The organism is Bradyrhizobium sp. ERR14, from assembly GCF_014198235.1.
GTDB lineage: Bacteria > Pseudomonadota > Alphaproteobacteria > Rhizobiales > Xanthobacteraceae > Bradyrhizobium.
Genome location: NZ_JACIHD010000006.1, coordinates 1 through 17,036 on the forward strand (window position 1 = coordinate 1; position 17,036 = coordinate 17,036).

Sequence of the window (17,036 nt, forward strand, 5' to 3'; positions counted from 1 at the left end):
TCGCAGCGGCAATCGCCGCTCCGACATCAATCCCCCACGACATCCAATAGGAAACGCCAAATCGGAAACGGATTTGTTGGTTTTTCAGCGGACTGCTAGGATTGACCGGGTGCCGTGCGAAGCCGATGACTGTTGCCGGGCACTCACACGAAACGAACTTATTTGGAGCAGCACTTTGAACCGGATCGTTCTTGCCTTCGCTGCAACAATTTGCGTCGCCTCGATGAGCCACGCGCAATCCGGACAATCGAAGGGCACTGCGGCAATTTTGCCAGATGTTGCCATGCTCATTCATGGACCTGGCGGTGAATCCTCATACAGATTGACGAGTAGCTGACCAATCTCGGCATGTTGCGTGATGGCAGCTTCTGACCCACAGCCGACCTTGTCGCTCGAACTGTTCACGTCACAATCGAGGGGGTCGCAAGATCGTTGTAATCGATTACAATCGTGGCCTTCGCTTCGGGCTGGCAGCTTCGAAGATAGAGCCGCTGTCCCTCAACGTACCGTCGGTTCGATGGAGCCGCAGGGTCGGGCGACAAACCATCGCGCGAAGCGCACCGCGCAACGGATACAGTAAAGTCTGTTCGGAGGAAGATTGAAGCGTCCCAGCACGTGAGCAATTCGGGTCGATGCAGAAACATGCCATCTATCAGCAAAATGGAAGACGGCGGTGCCTCCAGATCATTGGCAGGTACAATGTCATCGGTCACATGATCGAAGATTGCTCGGCGATACCTGCGAGAACCGCCGGGACTTAACGGGTCCATCAGGTATTGCTTCAATGCCGAGTAATTGTACGAGTCCTCGAAAACGCCTTCCGGTGAATGACGTCCCCGCCGATATCTGACCGCCTTGGGATTATGAAATCCGTCTACCGATGCTCGAATAACGGGCCGCCCCTTAGTCGCAATGAGGCTTCCGAGTTCATCAGCGAATGTGGTCTTTCCTGCCCCGTCGATGCCGTCAATAGCGACGCGGGCCGTCTGATCTGGCGAGGTTACGACAAAGCGATCAGCCAAGTCGGATAGAAGTCTATTTCTCTTTTCCATCTGGATAGAAAATGCGCTGAGCGAAAGGCACTCAAACCTACAATGGAGCTGGTCACTTCCGCAATTGGCCCATCGCTTCCGTTGGCGCCTCACACGAGCTGTCCGATGCCGGAGGTAAACCGGAAGCGCCTCGGCGGTCGTCGAAACGGCGCTTTTCACCGTTGCGGAAATTCTGGAGTTGGCAGCCACTTAGTCCAAGGTGCCTGCATTTCTTCCAAGGCCTTGATTCTATTGCGTAGGTCGGGACAAACTTGGCCGCGCTTGGTCTCACGCGGCCGCTAGTGCTACCTTTGCTTCAATGGAGGAAAATTCCCTGAACTTCAGGGGGCTACAAAATGTCACTCGAAAGGCTCATCGGCCGCTTGCAAGCTGTTAATGGCCTGTCCCCAATGGAGCGCGACCAACTGTTGAGACTACCCGTTAAGTTGAAGCAGTTCGCTGACGGCGATTACATATTACGCGAGGGCGATACAGCGACTCACTGTGGCGCGGTCGTTAACGGGTATGTTTTTCGCCAAAAGATTGTTGGCAGCCGATCGCAAATTCTCGCATTGTACGTTCCAGGCGATATTCCCGATTTGCATACCCTGCATCTCCCGCGCATGGATCATGATCTTTGCAGCGTGGGTCCCTCGACAGTGGCGTTTATTCCGCACTCGCATCTGCAAAACTTACTGGCATCATCCGCGCCGCTAACTCATGTTTTTTGGCGCGAAACGTTGACCGATGGCGCTGTATTCCGGGAGTGGGTTGCAGCCCTTGGAGCGCGTTCAGCCTTGTCGAGGATCGCGCACCTTCTCTGTGAGCTTGCAGCCCGCCTCGAAGTCGTCGGGCTCATGCGCAACAACAGTTTCGAGTTCCCATTCACACAGCAGAACATGGCGGACGCCTGCGGCCTATCGGTTGTGCATGTCAACCGGATGATCCAGGAACTTCGATCTCGTGATTTGATCGAGTGGGAAAAGCGCGAGGTAATGCTTCTGAATCGTGGAGAACTCGAAGCCCTTGCCGAGTTCAATGCAGATTATTTGCACATCGATGATGGCAAACGCGGAATTTGATCCGTCTCTGGCAGGTACTAATTAGGCCCAGCCGTGGCGACTTCGCACAAAACATAGCGACCTCTAGCTCACTCGCATTGCCCGCCGAAGCGCGCGACGAGGCTAAGAGGCCGACGCGCCGCAAGGCCGACTTGATCACTGACCTCTTTGACGAGGCAGGAATGTCGCCTTCTGGCCCGCAGTGATCGAAGTCAATGTGCCGGATATAGTGACGGAACCATCATTCCAAGTCGGATGGCCCAGAGCAGCCCTTGATCAGATCCGCAGCGTGGAAAGGGCGGGGGCTCCGGATGGTGGAGAAAAGCCAAGTGCATACGTGCTGGTGACTAACCACTCGTTCTACAACAACCTGGACGCAATCGGCAGCAACACTCAGGTGATCGCAGCAGGTTGCCGCATTCCAGACTTTGGACCTGACGTCGGCTTCAACCGCTTAAAGGACGTTCTCGAGTCCCATGAAAGGCATAAGGAAATGCTCGCTCTTCTTGATTCGATGAAAGAGCATTACGAAATCCCTTCCACATTCAATTGCGAAAATCCGGAGTTCGCCTTCGCACCCGAAGATTCGCCGCCACGGCTGCGTTTCGGCGAAGTCTATTCAGTCCCAGATGCGAGAGGAAAAGAAGTCCCGGCTCGGCTCTATGAGGCGATCGTTTTGGAGCACGAGAAGGCTATCATGGGGTGCTATCAGTCTCTCGATGGGGGCCAGAACATTATGGTGCGCACGCCAATTACGGATGTAGAACTGGCTGCGTGGAAACGTCATCCCGACACTTTCTTTCGAGAGCGGCGACAGATTCCGAGGCAAGCGACAAACTGGTTAGAGCTGGCATTGTCCTTTTACGAGACCTACAAGTCCACGTCTCGCGAGAAGTTGCTTGAGTGGATGGTAACGGCCGACGACATCGATTATCTCAAGACTCTCTCACAAGCGGACCTTGCAATCCTCTACTGCGAACGCCTCGGCTGGGGGGCGGCAAATAAGCGGTAGACGTTCGGCGGGCCATCGAGTGATGTCATCGCTGCCGTTTTTTCGATCTGAGCTGAAGCAGGGTAACAGTCATCGTATCGTGTTTTGCCCGGTGTGTGGCGCGAGGTGCTGGCGCTGCACCTTGGCGCGACGCTACCAATGATGCCGGGGCCGATCACCTCGTGCTTGGCCAGCTCGCCGAACACTTCGCGAAGGCATCTCGCGCATCGGGAGCAACGCCAAGGCGTTCATCCCCAACGGGTCTCCAGCGTGAGTTATCACCGCGCGCCAGCTTCGCGACAGCTCGACGCAGCTTGATCTCGATGCACCGAGCGCAGATCAGCTCGCCGTCCCCGGCCGGTGGCGCAAGAACGGTCAGCTCTTCGGGCGCGAACTCTTCGTTGCAGTGATCGCATCGGGTGGCTTGGGGCATGCGTGCATTTGTTCATTCAGTTGTGGCGGAGTTCGGTCGGTTCTTACTCCCTGCGCTAAGGCGCGCGCCTCAGTTTGACGATGGTCTGGGCTTTGCATCAGTTCGTTCCAATACCGGAGCGCGGCGAAGCAAAAGTCTCGGGCGTTGCAGATTTACAACCCGCACAGACATTCCAGATACTAAACTCGTCCATTGATACGGCCGAAACATATTTCATGTTTACTTCATACGAACAGCGGGGGCGCAAAGTGTTTGATGTCTATCGCAATGGCAAGCGGGACTTACTCGTTCTAGGCACAGGAGCCGCGATACCCGGCGCTTACTCAGCAAATAGTTGGCGTAAGAGCAGGAAAAGAATTCGCAAAGTAAGCGACGAAATTAGGTCAGCCGTTCAGCGACAAGGATGTTATGTTCGTAGCTTCCGTGTCGCGAAGGAGGGCACGATTAAGTGAGCGCCGTCGGCGACGCTGATGAGCCCATTGCAATGCCTAGAAGATCAGCAGCCACTACCGTCCGCGTCGCCTTCCGCGCAGAGCCGCGAGCCTGGATTATTTGGCAACCCATTGTTCGCCGAATTTCGATACGTTCCCGACGCAACTTGCGTACTACAATACCGGTTGCTTGCAACCTGCTAACTCTTTTTCAACTGCTTTAACTTAAATTCTGTACACGGACAGTTTACAGCCCGGTCGGCGCTGCCATCTTTGCAATGGCAATGCTTGCCCGAGTGTCCCGTTGTACTCGCTTTTTTCATCATCGCTTTTTTGGTTCTTTCGGCACGACAGCGCCGAACCGCATTACAGAGAGATTTGCGACAGATGTCGTCAGTGCTGGAATTTCGACGGCCATACAAGAAAACTGCAACAAGCCCCTCGTGCTATGGACTGCCCGATGTTTTGAGGAACGTCGTCGCTTGGTTGGCGCAGGTTCAAGCTTTCGAAATTCAGACATTAGATGACGCTCGTCAGGCCATCTTCATTCTTGAACTCGCGAATGGCTGCATCCAGTTGATCGTCGGACAGACCCGACTGAATGAGACAACCAGAACGACTTTACTGGCTCAGTCGGCGCGGATCGATCTGCTGATTGCAGAGACGCGCAGAGAGGCAACCTGTTTATTTGAACCAACTGATTTAAAATCGTGGATTGCAGATGACAGAGAACAATCGAAAGGCGCACCGCGTTCGATTTGAACACAAGCACATCGTGAGCATCATGCGTGTTGATGGCACGTGGCGAAGAAGCTGCATTCTCATCGACGCCTCTGCAAGCGGTGCCAAGCTTGAGGTCGAGGGGTCAACGGACCCCCTGAAGGCACAGGAATTCTTCTTGGTTCTGTCGTCCACTGGACTGGCATTTCGGCGCTGCGAGCTGATTTGGGTGGACGGGTCTCACGTCGGAATTCAATTCGTCACAGCAAAGACAAAGGCCAAGGCAAGCCCACAGAAACGTCTTGTCGGCTCACAATGAGACGGGTTGGGATTTACCAAATGACCGCTGAGCAGGATAACAGGCTTGTTGTCGGCAGTCGTTTCAAGATGAGCGACCTGGGGATCGTTCAGTTCCCAAGCTTGGCCCACAAGACCGGCACCATTGTCGAAATAAGTATTCGCACCCCCGGCGTTACGGTGCTGTTCGACGGCGCGGTCAGACCGACCGTCTTAGACCGAAGCTACATATCTGCTCTCTCGAAGTGACGATCTTTATCGACCTATCATGAGCCTCACTGTCCTAATCGAGGTTGCGCTTTTCGCCTCGATCGGAATGTTCTAATAGACGCGCGCGGCGGTTTGGCCGGGAGGACGCCTCAATCCCGGCCAATATTTTCGCAACGTTCGCAACCACGAACTGCCGGTAAATGAGAAGACCCGCGCAGGTCGAGTACAGGATGCCGATAGTCGAGACCTCCGTTGCCGTCGCAACGCCCTCGACGACGGCAGTCCGGATAACGAACGGCAGCGCGATGGATGGCTGGCATCGGCCGCGGTGATGACCAGCACATCGGCATTCGCTAGACGCGGGATGAAGACCCCGGAATGACGGTCGCGGTGCGATTGAAATTAAGCGGATCGTCAAGCCGCTAAGCGATCAAATCCTGACTTTAGATCCCCGTGATAGTGCTCGGGCGACGTCGTATGCAGGATGGCGTTCGACAACGTGCCGACATCGCGCGTGAACAGTCGCTGCCGCCTGCCGTGACGTTCGTACCACGCCCCATCAGTGTCGGCCCAGAAACGCTCGCCCGTGAAGGGCTGGCTCATCAGCCCTAGCTCGGCCCGCCCGTTGACGGTCAGGCCAATCAGCGTGCCCCAAACAGGAAGGCCACAAATGAAGGGACGCGTCCCATCTACCGGATCCAACACCCAGCGGAAAGGACCCGTCCCGATTAGACCGGTTTCTTCACCTAAAATGGCGTGATCCGGATATTTTGCGCCAGTTGCGGCTCGAACGGCAATTTCAGCTTGCCGATCAGCCTCTGTCACCGGGTCGAACGTGTAACCCTCCTTGAACTTTGTATCGATAGCGAGTTCGGTTCGAAAGCGTGGCAGGGTTTCGCGATCGGCGACGTCTGCCAGATGGTGAAGGAAATCGGCACTCGGCAATTGCGGCACAGGATCTCTCCATATCGTGCATTAGTGCGCCCGGGCCACCCGAACGTCGCGATGACTTCTTTCGCTGAAATGCAGCAGAACGCCGGAGTGGCAACCTGACCGGATCAGTTACGGCGCAATGTCGTATCTCACCGGTTCGCCGAGCCAACCGGCAGCCCGCCTCGACCAGTAGGCCCTGTGGAGCTGAACCGTCTTCGGACCGGGTCGACCATCTCCAACAGTCCGTTCGCCGATGGACGTGATCGGGATAATCCCACCAGCGGTGCTGGTGAGGAAGATTTCATTTGATTGCAGGAGCTGCGTCTCGGAGATCGAACCAGCGGCGGCAGCGATTCCCATCTCCTCGCACAACTCCAACGTGGTCCGACGAGTCATGCCATCCAGCACGCCGGTCGATGGCGTCACGAGCCGGCCATCGATATCGGCGAATAAATTGAACCCCGGGCCCTCCGTGATCTTACCGTTCAGATCGACCAGAACGACAGTGTCAGCTCCGGCATCAAACCCGTCGAACAAGCTCATCTCGAAGTCGAGCCAGTGGTAGTGCTTGATGAATGGATCGACTGAGACGGAGGGAACACGCACACGTCTGCTGATGAACAGTGAAAGACCCTTCTGCTGCACTTCGGGCTTCGCAAGCCACATGTACGGTATGCAGAAGGCCTGAAAGCGGTTCTTGCACAGCCTGATATCGCGGCTACCTATCGGCGGCCGCCCGCGCGTCATGATAATCTGAACGTAGGCATCCGAATAGCCACAAATGGCTACGAGCCTGTGGGCGATTTCACGGATGCGTCCGATCGTCTCCGGCGATTCCATTCGCAGTCGCTTCAGAGAGCGCTCAAAACGATCGAGATGATCCTGCAGCCGGAAGAACTGGCCGTTCCACGTCGAGATGGTCTCCTGGCAAGCATCCGATCGCAGAAAGCCCCAGTCGAGCAGCGGCAACGTTGCTTCCTCGATCGGGCAGAACTCGCCGGCAACATAAGCCGCTCCCTTTTCAAAGCGGCTATCGATCGGCCGGCGGTTGGAATGCGGAAGCTGCGGCCAAACCAGCGTTCTCTGATTCGCTTCTTCGGTGGCCATTCACTGTCTCCCTCGGTTTGAATTCCATCGCTGCGAACTTCTTCGATCAGGCAAAGCGTGCCGGCGCATATGGCGTCGGATCGATCGCGGGCTTTTCGCCTGTCATGAGCTGCGCAAGCAGTCGCCCGCTCATGGGCGCACCGGTCAAACCCGAATGTCCGTGCCCGAAGCAAACGTGCAGTCCCTGCTGACCGGTGATCGGGCCGATCACCGGAAGACCGTCCGGCGTTGAGGGACGGTGCCCCATCCAATAGGCTGTCTCGTCATACGTCAGCTGCGGAAACAGGCGCGTGGCAAGCTTGATGAGATTTTCCGCCCGCGGCAACGATGGCGGCGCGTCCAATCCTCCGATCTCGACTGTTCCTGATACGCGCAGACCTTCCGACATCGAGCTGACGCCGAAATAGCTGGTCTTGTTGAGGATCGGCATCCCGAGGCGGACCGAGGGATTGCGCAGCATAACATGATAGCCACGCTCGCTCTCCAATGGAATTCTCACGCCAAGCGGTTCGAGCAATCGCGCGGACCAGGCGCCGGCCGCCACCACGACCAGATCCGCCTGATAGTTGTTGAGATTGGTCATGATGACCCAGCGGCCGGTCTCGTTGCGCCAAAGCTTGACGACGCGCTCCTGCACGAAGTCGCCGCCCTCACCGAGGAATTGGGTCGCCAGGGCACGGATGAGAGCTCCCGGATCCACCGTGTGACCGTTGCCCCGGATGAGCAATCCGTACGACACATCGGACGAGATTCCCGGAAAGAATTGCCGGATCTGATCGATTCCCAGTGTTTCTGCTTCGATTCCCAAATGGGATCGCACATCATCTTCAAGGCTGCGGGGAGGCGCCTCGGTCAGGCCTTCCCAAAGGTAGACTTGGCCATCGCGGCGCGTCAGGCGATTCATCGCATTCGCCCCGACGTTTTCCCGCCAACCCTCAAAAGTCGATTGATGAAGCGCGCGCAAAGCCATCGAAGCATGAAATACGTGGCTACGCGTGCCTGAGAGGAGGTAGCGCAATAGCCACGGCAGAGCCCTTGGGAAGTAGCGTGCCTTCACCGTCAACGGCCCCAGAGGATCGGCGAGCCACCCAGGCACCTTCCAGATCATCCCGGGCTGAGATGTCGGCATTGCGGTGTCGGCCACAAGCATGCCGGAATTCCCGTAAGATGCGCCGGCCGCGGGCTGCCCCTCCTCAACTACGGTGACGGCCAATCCACGTCGCCTGAGCTGAATGGCAGCACTTAACCCGACTGCTCCAGCTCCAATGACGAAAACCGTTCGTTCCGCATGTCGACTTTCTTGCACAGACATTGCTCTAAGCGCTGCGGGCGCGCGAGAGGCGCTCGGCTATCATGACGAATGCCGTGATCAGGACTAGAAGAACGACCGAAACGGCAGCGAGCGTGGGACTCACCTTCAGAAGGGCGTCGTCCCACATTTGCTTTGGAAGCGTTCCGAACAGACCGCCGGTGACGAAGAGAGCCACCGTCAATTCGTCGAAGGAGGTGACGAATGCAAAGAGATAAGCTGCGACCAGCCCATTCCGGATGAGAGGAAGCGTGACGCGGCGAAGCGTGGCGACCCGCCGAGCTCCCATCGTCGACGCAGCTTGCTCGAGGCGCCAGTCATGATGCCGGAGCACGGCCATCACGGTGATCGTCACATAGGGGACCGAGAGGACCGCGTGCCCAAGGATCAAGCCGAAGGTACTTCCGATGAGACCCAGCTGTGCGAAGAGATAGAAGAGCCCGACCGCGGTGACGATACGGGGCACAATCAACGGCGCCAAAATCATCGCGAGCACAGCTGACTTGCCCGGCAGATTGAAGCGATTGAGCGCGAACGCCGCAGGTGTCCCGATCAGGAGCGCCAGCAATGCAGACAGTCCCGCGACCAAAATGGACCGCGTTGCCGCCTGCAGCCATTGCGAAGACTCGGCGATGCCGGCGTACCATTGGAGCGAGAACAATGCCGGCGGCCATTCGATGAAAGCCCCCTTTGAGAATGACACCGGTATCAGAAAGAGTGCGGGTACTGAAAGAAACAGCAGAACAAGAACTCGCGTTCCCTGCCCCAGTGTGGCTGGTCCGCCCTTAATGCCGAGCGCGCCGAGCCATGAGGCCATACCGTCTGAGCAACGCCCAGCCAGCCCGAGGCAGACCTTGCTGATCTTGCTCGAGCCGGTCGAGGAGCGGGAGCTGTCATTCGATTCGCCCGCCAGCGTCGACATGCCGAGTAGGCGGTCATACAGCAAGAAGATTATCAGGGTGGCGATGATTAGCAGTGCCGAGATGGCGCCAGCAAAAGGCCAATTCATCATTTCCTGGATTTGCTGGATGATGAGTTGCCCGATCATCGTCTGCTTTGGCGACCCGAGCAGGGCAGGCGTGATGAAGAAGCCGAGGGCCGAGATAAAGACGAGCAGTCCCGCCGCGGCGACACCTGGGAAGGACAGCGGAAAGTAGATCCGCCAGAACGTCGCTCCTCCGCGCGCTCCCATGATCGAGGCCGCTCGCTCGAGGTCGCGGTTGATCTTCTCCATCACCGGGACGAGCGTCAGGATCGCAAGTGGCATCAAGGCGTGAACCATGCCGACCAGCACGCCCGCCATATTGTAGATCAGGTCCAACGGCGCTTGCGTCAGTCCGAGCCTCAGGAGCGTATCGTTGACCACGCCGGTTCGCCCCAGCAGTACAATCCATGCGAATGTGCGAACGAGGAAGCTGGTCCAAAACGGCAGCAGGACCCAAAGCATCAGACGCGCGCGACCTTGCCCGTCCGCTCGCGCGATCGCGTAGGCGACTGGATAACCCGCAATCAGCGAGACGACGGTCGTCCAGAACGCGATCTGCAGCGTCGTCCAGAGGACGGACACGTACACCGGGCTTCCGAACAGGCGGCTGTACTGGAGGAGAGTGAAGTGGCCTGAACCATCAAACAGGCTGAGTCCCAGGAGCCTGACGACCGGATAAAGGAAGAAACCGCCCAGCAGAACCGCAATTGGGATCAGAAGCACCCAACCGCCGGCGTTCTCGCGACGCGGCGAAATTGTAAGGGGCTCCGATGGGGTTGTTTCGGATAGAATGGTCACAGGCTTCCTCGACTCACGCAGCTTTTGGAAGCACAATTCCTGCGCCGGTTTCCCAGCCGACGCGCACCACTTCGCCCGGCTTGAGCCGGCTGTTCCCAGCCGTCAGGAGGAGAGCTGTCAATCGACCGCCATCTTCGGCGTCGATCGTGACGCGCGTCAGCGCGCCCAGCATCACGCTCTCGCGAATCTTGCCCGTCAACTCGTTGTCCGCGACTTCGGCGCTGGCGAGCAGCCTCAGCCGCTCCGGTCGAATCCCGAGAAGCGCCTCGCCCTGGACCGGACTTCCGTCGACTGCGCATCCATGGAAGGTCGTTCCGACCTTGCTCTTGAGTTCGCGCTCGTGGCCCGCGGAGCTCGTTATCGAGACCGGCAGCAGGTTGGACTCACCGATGAAGTTTGCCGCAAATGCCGTCTGCGGGCGGAAATACAACTCGTCAGGCGAACCGATTTGCTCGATCTGCGCATTGTTCATGAGGCAAATCCGGTCCGAAAGGCCCATGGCCTCATCCTGGTCGTGCGTCACATAAAGAACGGTGATGCCGAGCTCTCGGTGGAGACGACGAATCTCTTCCTGCATCTGCTCGCGCAGCTTCTTGTCGAGCGCACCCAAAGGCTCATCCATCAATATGATCGAGGGCCGATAGACCATCGCACGGGCGAGCGCCACGCGCTGTTGCTGGCCGCCGGACAGACGCGCTGGCAATCGGTCCGCGAGATGACCGAGGCGGACAAGGTCCAGCGTCGCGCGCACGCGTTCCTCGATCTCGGCCTTTCGCAGCTTTCTCATCTCGAGTGGAAACGCCACGTTCTCCGCAACAGACAGATGCGGAAACAGCGCGTAGCTCTGGAACACCATGCCGATGTCCCGATCGTAACTCGGCGCATTTGTGGCTGGCCGACCGTCGATCATCACCTGCCCCGAGGTTGGCATGACCAGCCCTGCTACGATCATGAGCAGGGTGGTCTTTCCCGAGCCGGACGGTCCCAGCAGCGTCAGGAACTCGCCTTCCGCTAGATCGAAAGACGCACCCTGGAGCGCAACGACTGAACCATACGTTTTGCCGACATTGCGCGTCGCGAGCTTGATAGATTTCGCCAAATTGGCTCCCCTCATCCCAGCAGCCAGGCGTTGAAGCGCTCTTGAACCGCGCTTTGCACTCCAGCCCAATACTTCGTGTTGATCTGGACGGCTGTCTTTAAGTTCTCAGGCGAGGTCGGAAGCACCTTGGCGCGCTCGGCGCCGATATACTTGTAGGCGTCGGGGTGGACTGGCCCATAGGAAAGGTCCTTGGTGAACGCCGCCTGGCGTTGGGGATCTCGCGTGAAAGCAATGAATTCGCGGACGAGATCAGCCTTTGGTCCGCCCTTGATGACACAGAATCCCTCCGTCCCAAGAAGACCCTGGTTGAACACCAGTTTCGCCGGCGCTCCCTCATCGACCGCCGCCTGAGCGCGCGCGTTCCACGTTGGGCAGAGATCCACTTCGCGAGTTTTCAGCATCTGCGAGGTCTGAGCGCCGCCAGTCCACCAGATCTGCACGTCCTTCTTCAGGAGATCGAGGCTTTTGAAGGCGCGATCGAGGTCCAGAGGGTAGAGCTGATCGGCAGGAACGCCGTCCGCAAGAAGCGCTTGCTCGAGAGTATCCTGAGGCGCCTTCCGCAACGCGCGGCGGCCCGGAAAGTCCTTCACGTTCCAGAAATCAGCCCACGAGCCAGGAGCCGTCTTTCCAACGAAGGCATCGCCGCGATAAGCGAACACGGTCTGGAGCGCCAGGACCGGCATAAAGCTCGGGGTAACATAGCGCTCCGGAATGCCGCCGGCCGAGGCCCGATGCTCATCGAGAAACATACCGGACTTCGAGTCCATGAGCACATCGTGAGACATGTTGTTCAGAAGAGCGCCGTCCCAGACGTAACTCTTAGTCTCGACCATGCTTTTTATATAGGCAATCGGATCATGCTGGCCGACCACGCCAGCCACTTCGATGCCGGTGGCCTTCTTGAAGGGTTCGTAGAACGCCACGGTGAAGCCGGGAGTGTAAGGGCCACCGGGATCGCGTAGCACGATGCGTCGGTTTTCTTGTGCCCGCAGCCCCCAGATCGAAGGCGCGAACACCGCTCCACCGGCAACAGCCGCCGTTCCCAGAAATGCGCGACGCGACAGAGCGGTCGTAGGCTTAATCCTGCTCATGGGGCCTCCCTCGTCTCGACTCAAAACACCAGTTGGGACATCATTGACATGTCAGTTCTGACATGTCAATGGGCGCGCGGTTTGATTGGCAATCGAAGGAGAATGCCCCATGACGATCCACCGCAGCGGAACCAACAAGCGGCTGAGCAAACTCGTCGTTCACCGTGGAATTGCATATCTGGCGGGACAGGTCGCCGACGACCTGAACGCTCCGGTCGAGGGACAGACCAGGGAGACGCTTGCGAAAATTGACGCGCTGCTCAAGGAAGCGGGCAGCGACAAAACAAAGATCCTGTCGGCGCAGATCTGGCTCGCATCGATGGAAGACGCGCCGAAGATGAATGCGATATGGGAAGAGTGGATGCCGGAAGGCCAGGCGCCGGCGCGTGCCACAGTCGGCGCGTCGCTCGCCTCTCAGCGTCACTTCGTCGAGATCAAGGTGACCGCCGCCATAGATTGAAAGCCATCAAGATCTCGCCGCCGCCAGACGCGCCGGGATCCTGAGCGTCCGTCGACCTGTAATCAGTTCGGGCGCAGCCGCGAAGACTGCCATGACGCGGTCCTGGCTGCGCCTGATCCCGTCGAGCGTGGTTCTATGCGCCGCAGCCCGATCGCCTGCGACAATAGCCTCGATCATCGGACCATGACCGCGCGACCAGTCGTCCGACAACTCCGATTCGCTGGCGGTTAGATATAGAATGCGCAGGGATTCGTCGTGCAGCTTTGCCACGGATTTCGCCAGCCGGGAGCTTCCGCTGGCGTTGGCGATCGCGACATGAAAGTCGCGGTTGGCGAGCAGAAACCGTCGTTTGGCGGAGATGTCGCTCACGCGATAGGGATTGGCGCATGCCTTGTTCAGACGCCTCAGTTTCGCTTCTGAAATGTTACCCGCCGCACGCGCGGCAGACTCCGGCTCGACGATCTCGCGCATGGCGAAGATATCCACCACATCTTCCATCGTCATCGGCGCCACGACATGCCCACTACGCGGCCTGCTCGTAACCCAGCCGTCCTGGCCGAGACGGGACAGCGCGTGCCGCACTGACGCCTTGCCGACACCATAGTGGGCAGCGAGATAGCCCTCGGACAACTCCTCCCCCGGCGGCAGCTCGCAGGAAATGATTGCAAGTTTCAACGTCTCGTAGAACTGGTCCTTGATCTGACCTTCGATCGCCTCGTCCAAGACACGCCCTCGCACCTATTGACATGTCAGATGTGACATGTCAGACAACTGGCCGGAGGATAACCTATATGCCGAAGATTGTGAAGTCAGGACGGGATGCCGGCGCTCAGGCGATCGAGGATGCGAGCATCCGGGCAACGGTTGAAACGCTGTTGGCGGACATTGCTTCGCGAGGGGATGCCGCCGTGCGCGATGCATCGCGCAAGTTCGACGGTTGGGACCGCGCCGATTTCAGGCTTACCGAGAAAGAAATTGCAGACTGCATCAGCCAGTTGTCGCGTCAGGACCTCGATGACATCCGGTTTGCGCAGGAGCAAGTCCGCAACTTCGCCGAAATTCAACGTTCCGCCCTTAAGGATGTCGAGGCGGAGACACTTCCGGGGGTCATCCTTGGTCACAAGAATATCCCGGTCGACGCTGTCGGTTGCTACGTTCCGGGTGGCAAGTACCCCCTGCTCGCTTCGGCCCACATGTCCGTCATTACCGCCAAAGTTGCAGGGGTGAAGCGTGTCCTGACGTGCGCTCCGCCCTATCAAGGTCGTCCAGCCCCAGCGATCGTGGCAGCTCAGAAGCTTGCAGGCGCCGATGAAGTATATTGTCTTGGTGGCGTTCAGGCAGTCGGCGCAATGGCACTCGGCACTGAATCCATTCCGGCCGCCGACATGCTGGTTGGACCGGGCAACGCATACGTTGCGGAAGCGAAACGGCAGCTGTTTGGTCGCGTCGGCATCGATTTGTTCGCCGGACCGACTGAAACCCTGGTAATTGCCGACGATTCAATCGATGGTGAATTGTGCGCCACCGACCTGCTGGGCCAGGCCGAACATGGACCCGATTCCCCGGCAATTCTTCTGACAACTTCTGAGAAGTTGGCAAAGGACACGATCTCAGAGATCGAGAGACTGCTCGGCATTCTGCCGACGGCGACTATCGCCCGGAAAGCTTGGGAGGCACATGGGGAGGTGATCGTTTGCGCAGATGACGCCGAGATGGTGCGAGAAGCCAATCGTATCGCATCTGAGCACGTCCAGGTCATGACGCGCGATCCCGATTACTTCCTGGAGCACCTCACCAATTACGGCTCACTCTTCCTCGGGCCGCGCACGAACGTCGCGTTTGGCGACAAGGTCATCGGGACAAACCACACGCTGCCGACAAGGACCGCCGCTCGCTACACCGGTGGTCTTTGGGTAGGGAAGTTCCTGAAGACCGTGACGTATCAGCGCGTCATTACTGACAAGGCCGCGGCAGAGGTGGGCGCCTATTGCTCGCGGCTCTGCAATCTCGAAGGGTTTGTCGGTCACGCTGAGCAGGCCAATATCCGAGTGCGCCGTTATGGCGGAAAGAACGTGCCCTATGGCGCGTCCGTGGCTGCGTCATCATCGGTGGCACAATGATCAAGCGCACCCTGCCATACGAAGCACTGCTCCACGAAGTTGTTGAGCATAACGGCGTGCTCTACATCGGCGGAATCGTCGCGGAGGACACGACCCTGGAAATGGCCGGCCAGGCAGAAGACGTGCTGGGCCAACTGTCACGTCTACTCCAGAAAGTCGGATCTAACCTGTCCAACGTCTTGCAGGTGACTATCTATCTGACGGATCCCGGCGAGAAGGCTGCTCTCAACTCCGCCTGGACCGCGCATTTCGCACCCGCTCAGCTGCCTGCGCGCGCCGTGATCGGCGTCGCTGATCTTGGTGCTGGAGTCAAATTAGAACTGACGGCGATTGCGGCTGGTAAATCTTTCTCCTGAGAGCCGCTACGCGCTCGCATTGGCATCGCGACTTGCATTGGTCTCGTCAGACGGCACCGCGAATGTACTGGGCGAGGCTAATTAAGAGGCCTCGCCGTTTTAGCTAAATGCGCATTGCCACCGATAGCGGCGATTTTACTCACACACCGCTCTGCGTGATGAACTTAGTATTGAAATAGCCCTCCATCGCCTCGGTGCCGCCTTCCGAGCCGTAGCCGGAATCCTTAATGCCGCCGAACGGAACTTCCGGCAGCGCGAGACCGAAACTGTTGATCGACATCATGCCGGCTTCGACTGCAGAGCCGATCGCGGTCGCGGTCTTGGCCGATGAAGTAAAGGCGTAGGACGCGAGGCCAAACGGCAGGCGATTGGCTTCCTCAACCACCTCGTCGAAGGTCGAGAAGCGCGAGATCAGCGCCAGCGGGCCGAACGGCTCCTCGTTCATGGCGCGGGCGTCCTTCGGCACATCGCTGACGACGGTCGGCTCGAAGAAATAGCCTTTGTTGCCGACGCGCTTGCCGCCGGTCTCGAGCTTGGCGCCCCTGCCGACGGCGTCCTGCACCATGCCTTCGATCGCGGTGACCCGGCGCGGATTGGCGAGCGAGCCCATCTTGGACTCGGGGTCGAGGCCGTTGCCGACCTTGAATGCCCTGGCACCGTCCACGAACTTGTCGACGAACTCCTTGAAGACGTCGTCGTGCACCAGCATGCGGGTCGGCGAGATGCAGACCTGGCCCGCGTTGCGATATTTCGCGGCCGACAGTATCTTCGCAGCTGACGCGACGTCAGCGTCCTTGAACACGATCGCCGGCGCGTGGCCGCCAAGCTCCATGGTGGCGCGCTTCATGTGCAGGCCGGCGAGCGCGTTGAGCTGCTTGCCGACGCTGGTCGAGCCCGTGAACGAGATCTTGCGGATCACCGGATGCGGGATGAAATATTCGGAGATCTCTGCCGGCACGCCATAGACGAGGTTGATGACGCCGTCGGGCACGCCGGCATCCGCGAAGGCGCGGATCAGCTGCGCGGGCGAGGCCGGGGTCTCCTCCGGCGCCTTGACGATAATCGAGCAGCCGGCGGCAAGCGCGGCCGAGAGCTTGCGCACGACCTGGTTGATCGGGAAGTTCCAGGGCGTGAACGCCGCGACCGGCCCGACCGGCTCCTTGATCGCGAGCTGGTAGATGCCCGGTCCGCGCGCCGGGATCACGCGGCCATAGGCACGCTTGGCCTCTTCGGCAAACCACTCGATCACGTCGGCGGCGGCCATCGCTTCCATCCTGGCTTCGCCGAGCGTCTTGCCCTGCTCCATCGTCAGCAGCGGCGCGATCTCGTCGTTACGCTCGCGCATGATCGCCGCGGCCTTGCGCATGATGCGGCAGCGCTCGAAGGGGGCGACATTGCGCCAGACCTTGAAGCCGGCTGCGGCCGCAGCGAGTGCCTCGTCGAGGTCGGCCGTGTCGGCGTGGGCGACGGTGCCGATCACCTCTTCGGTCGCGGGGTTGACGACCTCGATGACCTTGCCCGACTGGGCCGGACGCCATTTGCCGCCGATGAAAAGCTGGGTGCTCGAGTAAGCCAAGTGTCTCTCCCCTTGATCGCTTCCATAT

Annotated in this window: 19 protein-coding genes and 1 pseudogene; 9 read left to right on the plus strand and 11 right to left on the minus strand. The window is 58.8% G+C overall.

The features are described from left to right. Together GGD62_RS40595 and GGD62_RS18310 are read right to left on the minus strand one after the other, a co-directional pair. The coding region (locus GGD62_RS40595; RefSeq protein WP_210317871.1) for a hypothetical protein at positions 1–295 on the minus strand (295 nt) is incomplete at its 3' end. A gap of 106 nt (positions 296–401) precedes the next feature. Then, the gene (locus tag GGD62_RS18310) at positions 402–1,052 is read right to left on the minus strand and encodes a uridine kinase (RefSeq protein WP_183234893.1); all 651 of its coding nucleotides are present in this window, start codon (positions 1,050–1,052) and stop codon (positions 402–404) included. A 335-nt stretch (positions 1,053–1,387) separates the two neighbouring features. On the opposite strand from GGD62_RS18310, the gene GGD62_RS18315 reads away from it, so the two are divergent. From GGD62_RS18315 to GGD62_RS18335, 6 genes are all read left to right on the plus strand, one after another. Continuing rightward, positions 1,388–2,113, plus strand: a complete 726-nt coding sequence (locus tag GGD62_RS18315) for a Crp/Fnr family transcriptional regulator (RefSeq protein WP_183237441.1) — start codon at positions 1,388–1,390, stop codon at positions 2,111–2,113. Positions 2,114–2,294: 181 nt separating this feature from the next. Then, positions 2,295–3,104 (plus strand): hypothetical protein, encoded by an 810-nt coding sequence (locus GGD62_RS18320; RefSeq protein ID WP_183709362.1) that lies wholly within the window; start codon positions 2,295–2,297, stop codon positions 3,102–3,104. A gap of 660 nt (positions 3,105–3,764) precedes the next feature. Further along, positions 3,765–3,968, plus strand: coding sequence for a hypothetical protein (locus tag GGD62_RS40820; protein WP_312014147.1), 204 nt, complete (start codon positions 3,765–3,767; stop codon positions 3,966–3,968). A gap of 366 nt (positions 3,969–4,334) precedes the next feature. Further along, entirely contained in the window at positions 4,335–4,709 is a 375-nt protein-coding gene (locus GGD62_RS18325; protein ID WP_183237439.1) for a hypothetical protein, read from the plus strand. Positions 4,710–4,731: 22 nt separating this feature from the next. After that, a complete protein-coding gene (locus tag GGD62_RS18330) occupies positions 4,732–4,986 on the plus strand; it encodes a PilZ domain-containing protein (protein ID WP_409333954.1) in 255 nt (84 codons plus the stop codon). Positions 4,987–5,006: 20 nt separating this feature from the next. Beyond that, positions 5,007–5,213 (plus strand): hypothetical protein, encoded by a 207-nt coding sequence (locus GGD62_RS18335; RefSeq protein WP_183237437.1) that lies wholly within the window; start codon positions 5,007–5,009, stop codon positions 5,211–5,213. Positions 5,214–5,361: 148 nt separating this feature from the next. Here the strand turns inward: GGD62_RS18335 and GGD62_RS18340 are convergent. The 7 genes and pseudogenes from GGD62_RS18340 to GGD62_RS18370 all read right to left on the minus strand — a co-directional run. Next, positions 5,362–5,487: pseudogene (locus tag GGD62_RS18340) on the minus strand (hypothetical protein); the annotation flags it as partial. A gap of 101 nt (positions 5,488–5,588) precedes the next feature. Next, positions 5,589–6,128, minus strand: a complete 540-nt coding sequence (locus GGD62_RS18345) for an inositol monophosphatase family protein (RefSeq protein WP_312014142.1) — start codon at positions 6,126–6,128, stop codon at positions 5,589–5,591. A 108-nt stretch (positions 6,129–6,236) separates the two neighbouring features. Then, positions 6,237–7,214 carry an aminotransferase class IV gene (locus GGD62_RS18350; RefSeq protein ID WP_183237436.1) on the minus strand — a complete coding sequence of 326 codons (978 nt, stop codon included), beginning with the start codon at positions 7,212–7,214 and terminating at the stop codon, positions 6,237–6,239. A gap of 46 nt (positions 7,215–7,260) precedes the next feature. Beyond that, a complete protein-coding gene (locus tag GGD62_RS18355; RefSeq protein ID WP_183237435.1) occupies positions 7,261–8,526 on the minus strand; it encodes an FAD-binding oxidoreductase in 1,266 nt (421 codons plus the stop codon). 4 nt (positions 8,527–8,530) lie between these two features. Next, complete coding sequence (locus GGD62_RS18360; protein WP_312014268.1) at positions 8,531–10,306, minus strand: ABC transporter permease subunit; 1,776 nt, start codon at positions 10,304–10,306, stop codon at positions 8,531–8,533. 13 nt (positions 10,307–10,319) lie between these two features. Next, positions 10,320–11,474: an ABC transporter ATP-binding protein gene (locus tag GGD62_RS18365; RefSeq protein ID WP_246783427.1), complete on the minus strand. Its 1,155-nt coding sequence runs from the start codon at positions 11,472–11,474 to the stop codon at positions 10,320–10,322. After that, on the minus strand, positions 11,417–12,496 hold the full coding sequence (locus tag GGD62_RS18370) for an ABC transporter substrate-binding protein (RefSeq protein ID WP_183237434.1): 1,080 nt from the start codon (positions 12,494–12,496) through the stop codon (positions 11,417–11,419). The genes GGD62_RS18365 and GGD62_RS18370 overlap by 58 nt, the downstream gene beginning before the upstream one ends. 109 nt (positions 12,497–12,605) lie before the next feature. Here GGD62_RS18370 and GGD62_RS18375 point away from each other — a divergent pair, with 109 nt between their 5' ends. Further along, on the plus strand, positions 12,606–12,956 hold the full coding sequence (locus GGD62_RS18375; protein WP_183237433.1) for a RidA family protein: 351 nt from the start codon (positions 12,606–12,608) through the stop codon (positions 12,954–12,956). A 6-nt stretch (positions 12,957–12,962) separates the two neighbouring features. Here GGD62_RS18375 and GGD62_RS18380 read toward each other — a convergent pair whose 3' ends face one another. Then, positions 12,963–13,679, minus strand: coding sequence for a GntR family transcriptional regulator (locus GGD62_RS18380; RefSeq protein WP_183258386.1), 717 nt, complete (start codon positions 13,677–13,679; stop codon positions 12,963–12,965). A gap of 68 nt (positions 13,680–13,747) precedes the next feature. On the opposite strand from GGD62_RS18380, the gene hisD reads away from it, so the two are divergent. Then, positions 13,748–15,076 carry a histidinol dehydrogenase gene (gene hisD / locus GGD62_RS18385; RefSeq protein WP_183237431.1) on the plus strand — a complete coding sequence of 443 codons (1,329 nt, stop codon included), beginning with the start codon at positions 13,748–13,750 and terminating at the stop codon, positions 15,074–15,076. Further along, a complete protein-coding gene (locus GGD62_RS18390; RefSeq protein WP_183237430.1) occupies positions 15,073–15,432 on the plus strand; it encodes a RidA family protein in 360 nt (119 codons plus the stop codon). Before hisD ends, GGD62_RS18390 begins: the two co-directional genes overlap by 4 nt. 139 nt (positions 15,433–15,571) lie before the next feature. Here GGD62_RS18390 and GGD62_RS18395 read toward each other — a convergent pair whose 3' ends face one another. Further along, on the minus strand, positions 15,572–17,008 hold the full coding sequence (locus GGD62_RS18395) for an NAD-dependent succinate-semialdehyde dehydrogenase (RefSeq protein ID WP_183237429.1): 1,437 nt from the start codon (positions 17,006–17,008) through the stop codon (positions 15,572–15,574). Positions 17,009–17,036 lie beyond the last annotated feature (28 nt).

What these genes read in the sequence shown, in the direction of transcription:
- GGD62_RS18310 (WP_183234893.1), bottom strand. Translation starts at nt 1,052, where the DNA reads ATGGAAAAGAGAAATAGACTTCTATCCGACTTGGCTGATCGCTTTGTC.
- GGD62_RS18315 (WP_183237441.1), top strand. Translation starts at nt 1,388, where the DNA reads ATGTCACTCGAAAGGCTCATCGGCCGCTTGCAAGCTGTTAATGGCCTG.
- GGD62_RS18325 (WP_183237439.1), top strand. Translation starts at nt 4,335, where the DNA reads ATGTCGTCAGTGCTGGAATTTCGACGGCCATACAAGAAAACTGCAACA.
- GGD62_RS18330 (WP_409333954.1), top strand. Translation starts at nt 4,732, where the DNA reads ATGCGTGTTGATGGCACGTGGCGAAGAAGCTGCATTCTCATCGACGCC.
- GGD62_RS18335 (WP_183237437.1), top strand. Translation starts at nt 5,007, where the DNA reads ATGACCGCTGAGCAGGATAACAGGCTTGTTGTCGGCAGTCGTTTCAAG.
- GGD62_RS18350 (WP_183237436.1), bottom strand. Translation starts at nt 7,214, where the DNA reads ATGGCCACCGAAGAAGCGAATCAGAGAACGCTGGTTTGGCCGCAGCTT.
- GGD62_RS18355 (WP_183237435.1), bottom strand. Translation starts at nt 8,526, where the DNA reads ATGTCTGTGCAAGAAAGTCGACATGCGGAACGAACGGTTTTCGTCATT.
- GGD62_RS18370 (WP_183237434.1), bottom strand. Translation starts at nt 12,496, where the DNA reads ATGAGCAGGATTAAGCCTACGACCGCTCTGTCGCGTCGCGCATTTCTG.
- GGD62_RS18375 (WP_183237433.1), top strand. Translation starts at nt 12,606, where the DNA reads ATGACGATCCACCGCAGCGGAACCAACAAGCGGCTGAGCAAACTCGTC.
- hisD (WP_183237431.1), top strand. Translation starts at nt 13,748, where the DNA reads ATGCCGAAGATTGTGAAGTCAGGACGGGATGCCGGCGCTCAGGCGATC.
- GGD62_RS18390 (WP_183237430.1), top strand. Translation starts at nt 15,073, where the DNA reads ATGATCAAGCGCACCCTGCCATACGAAGCACTGCTCCACGAAGTTGTT.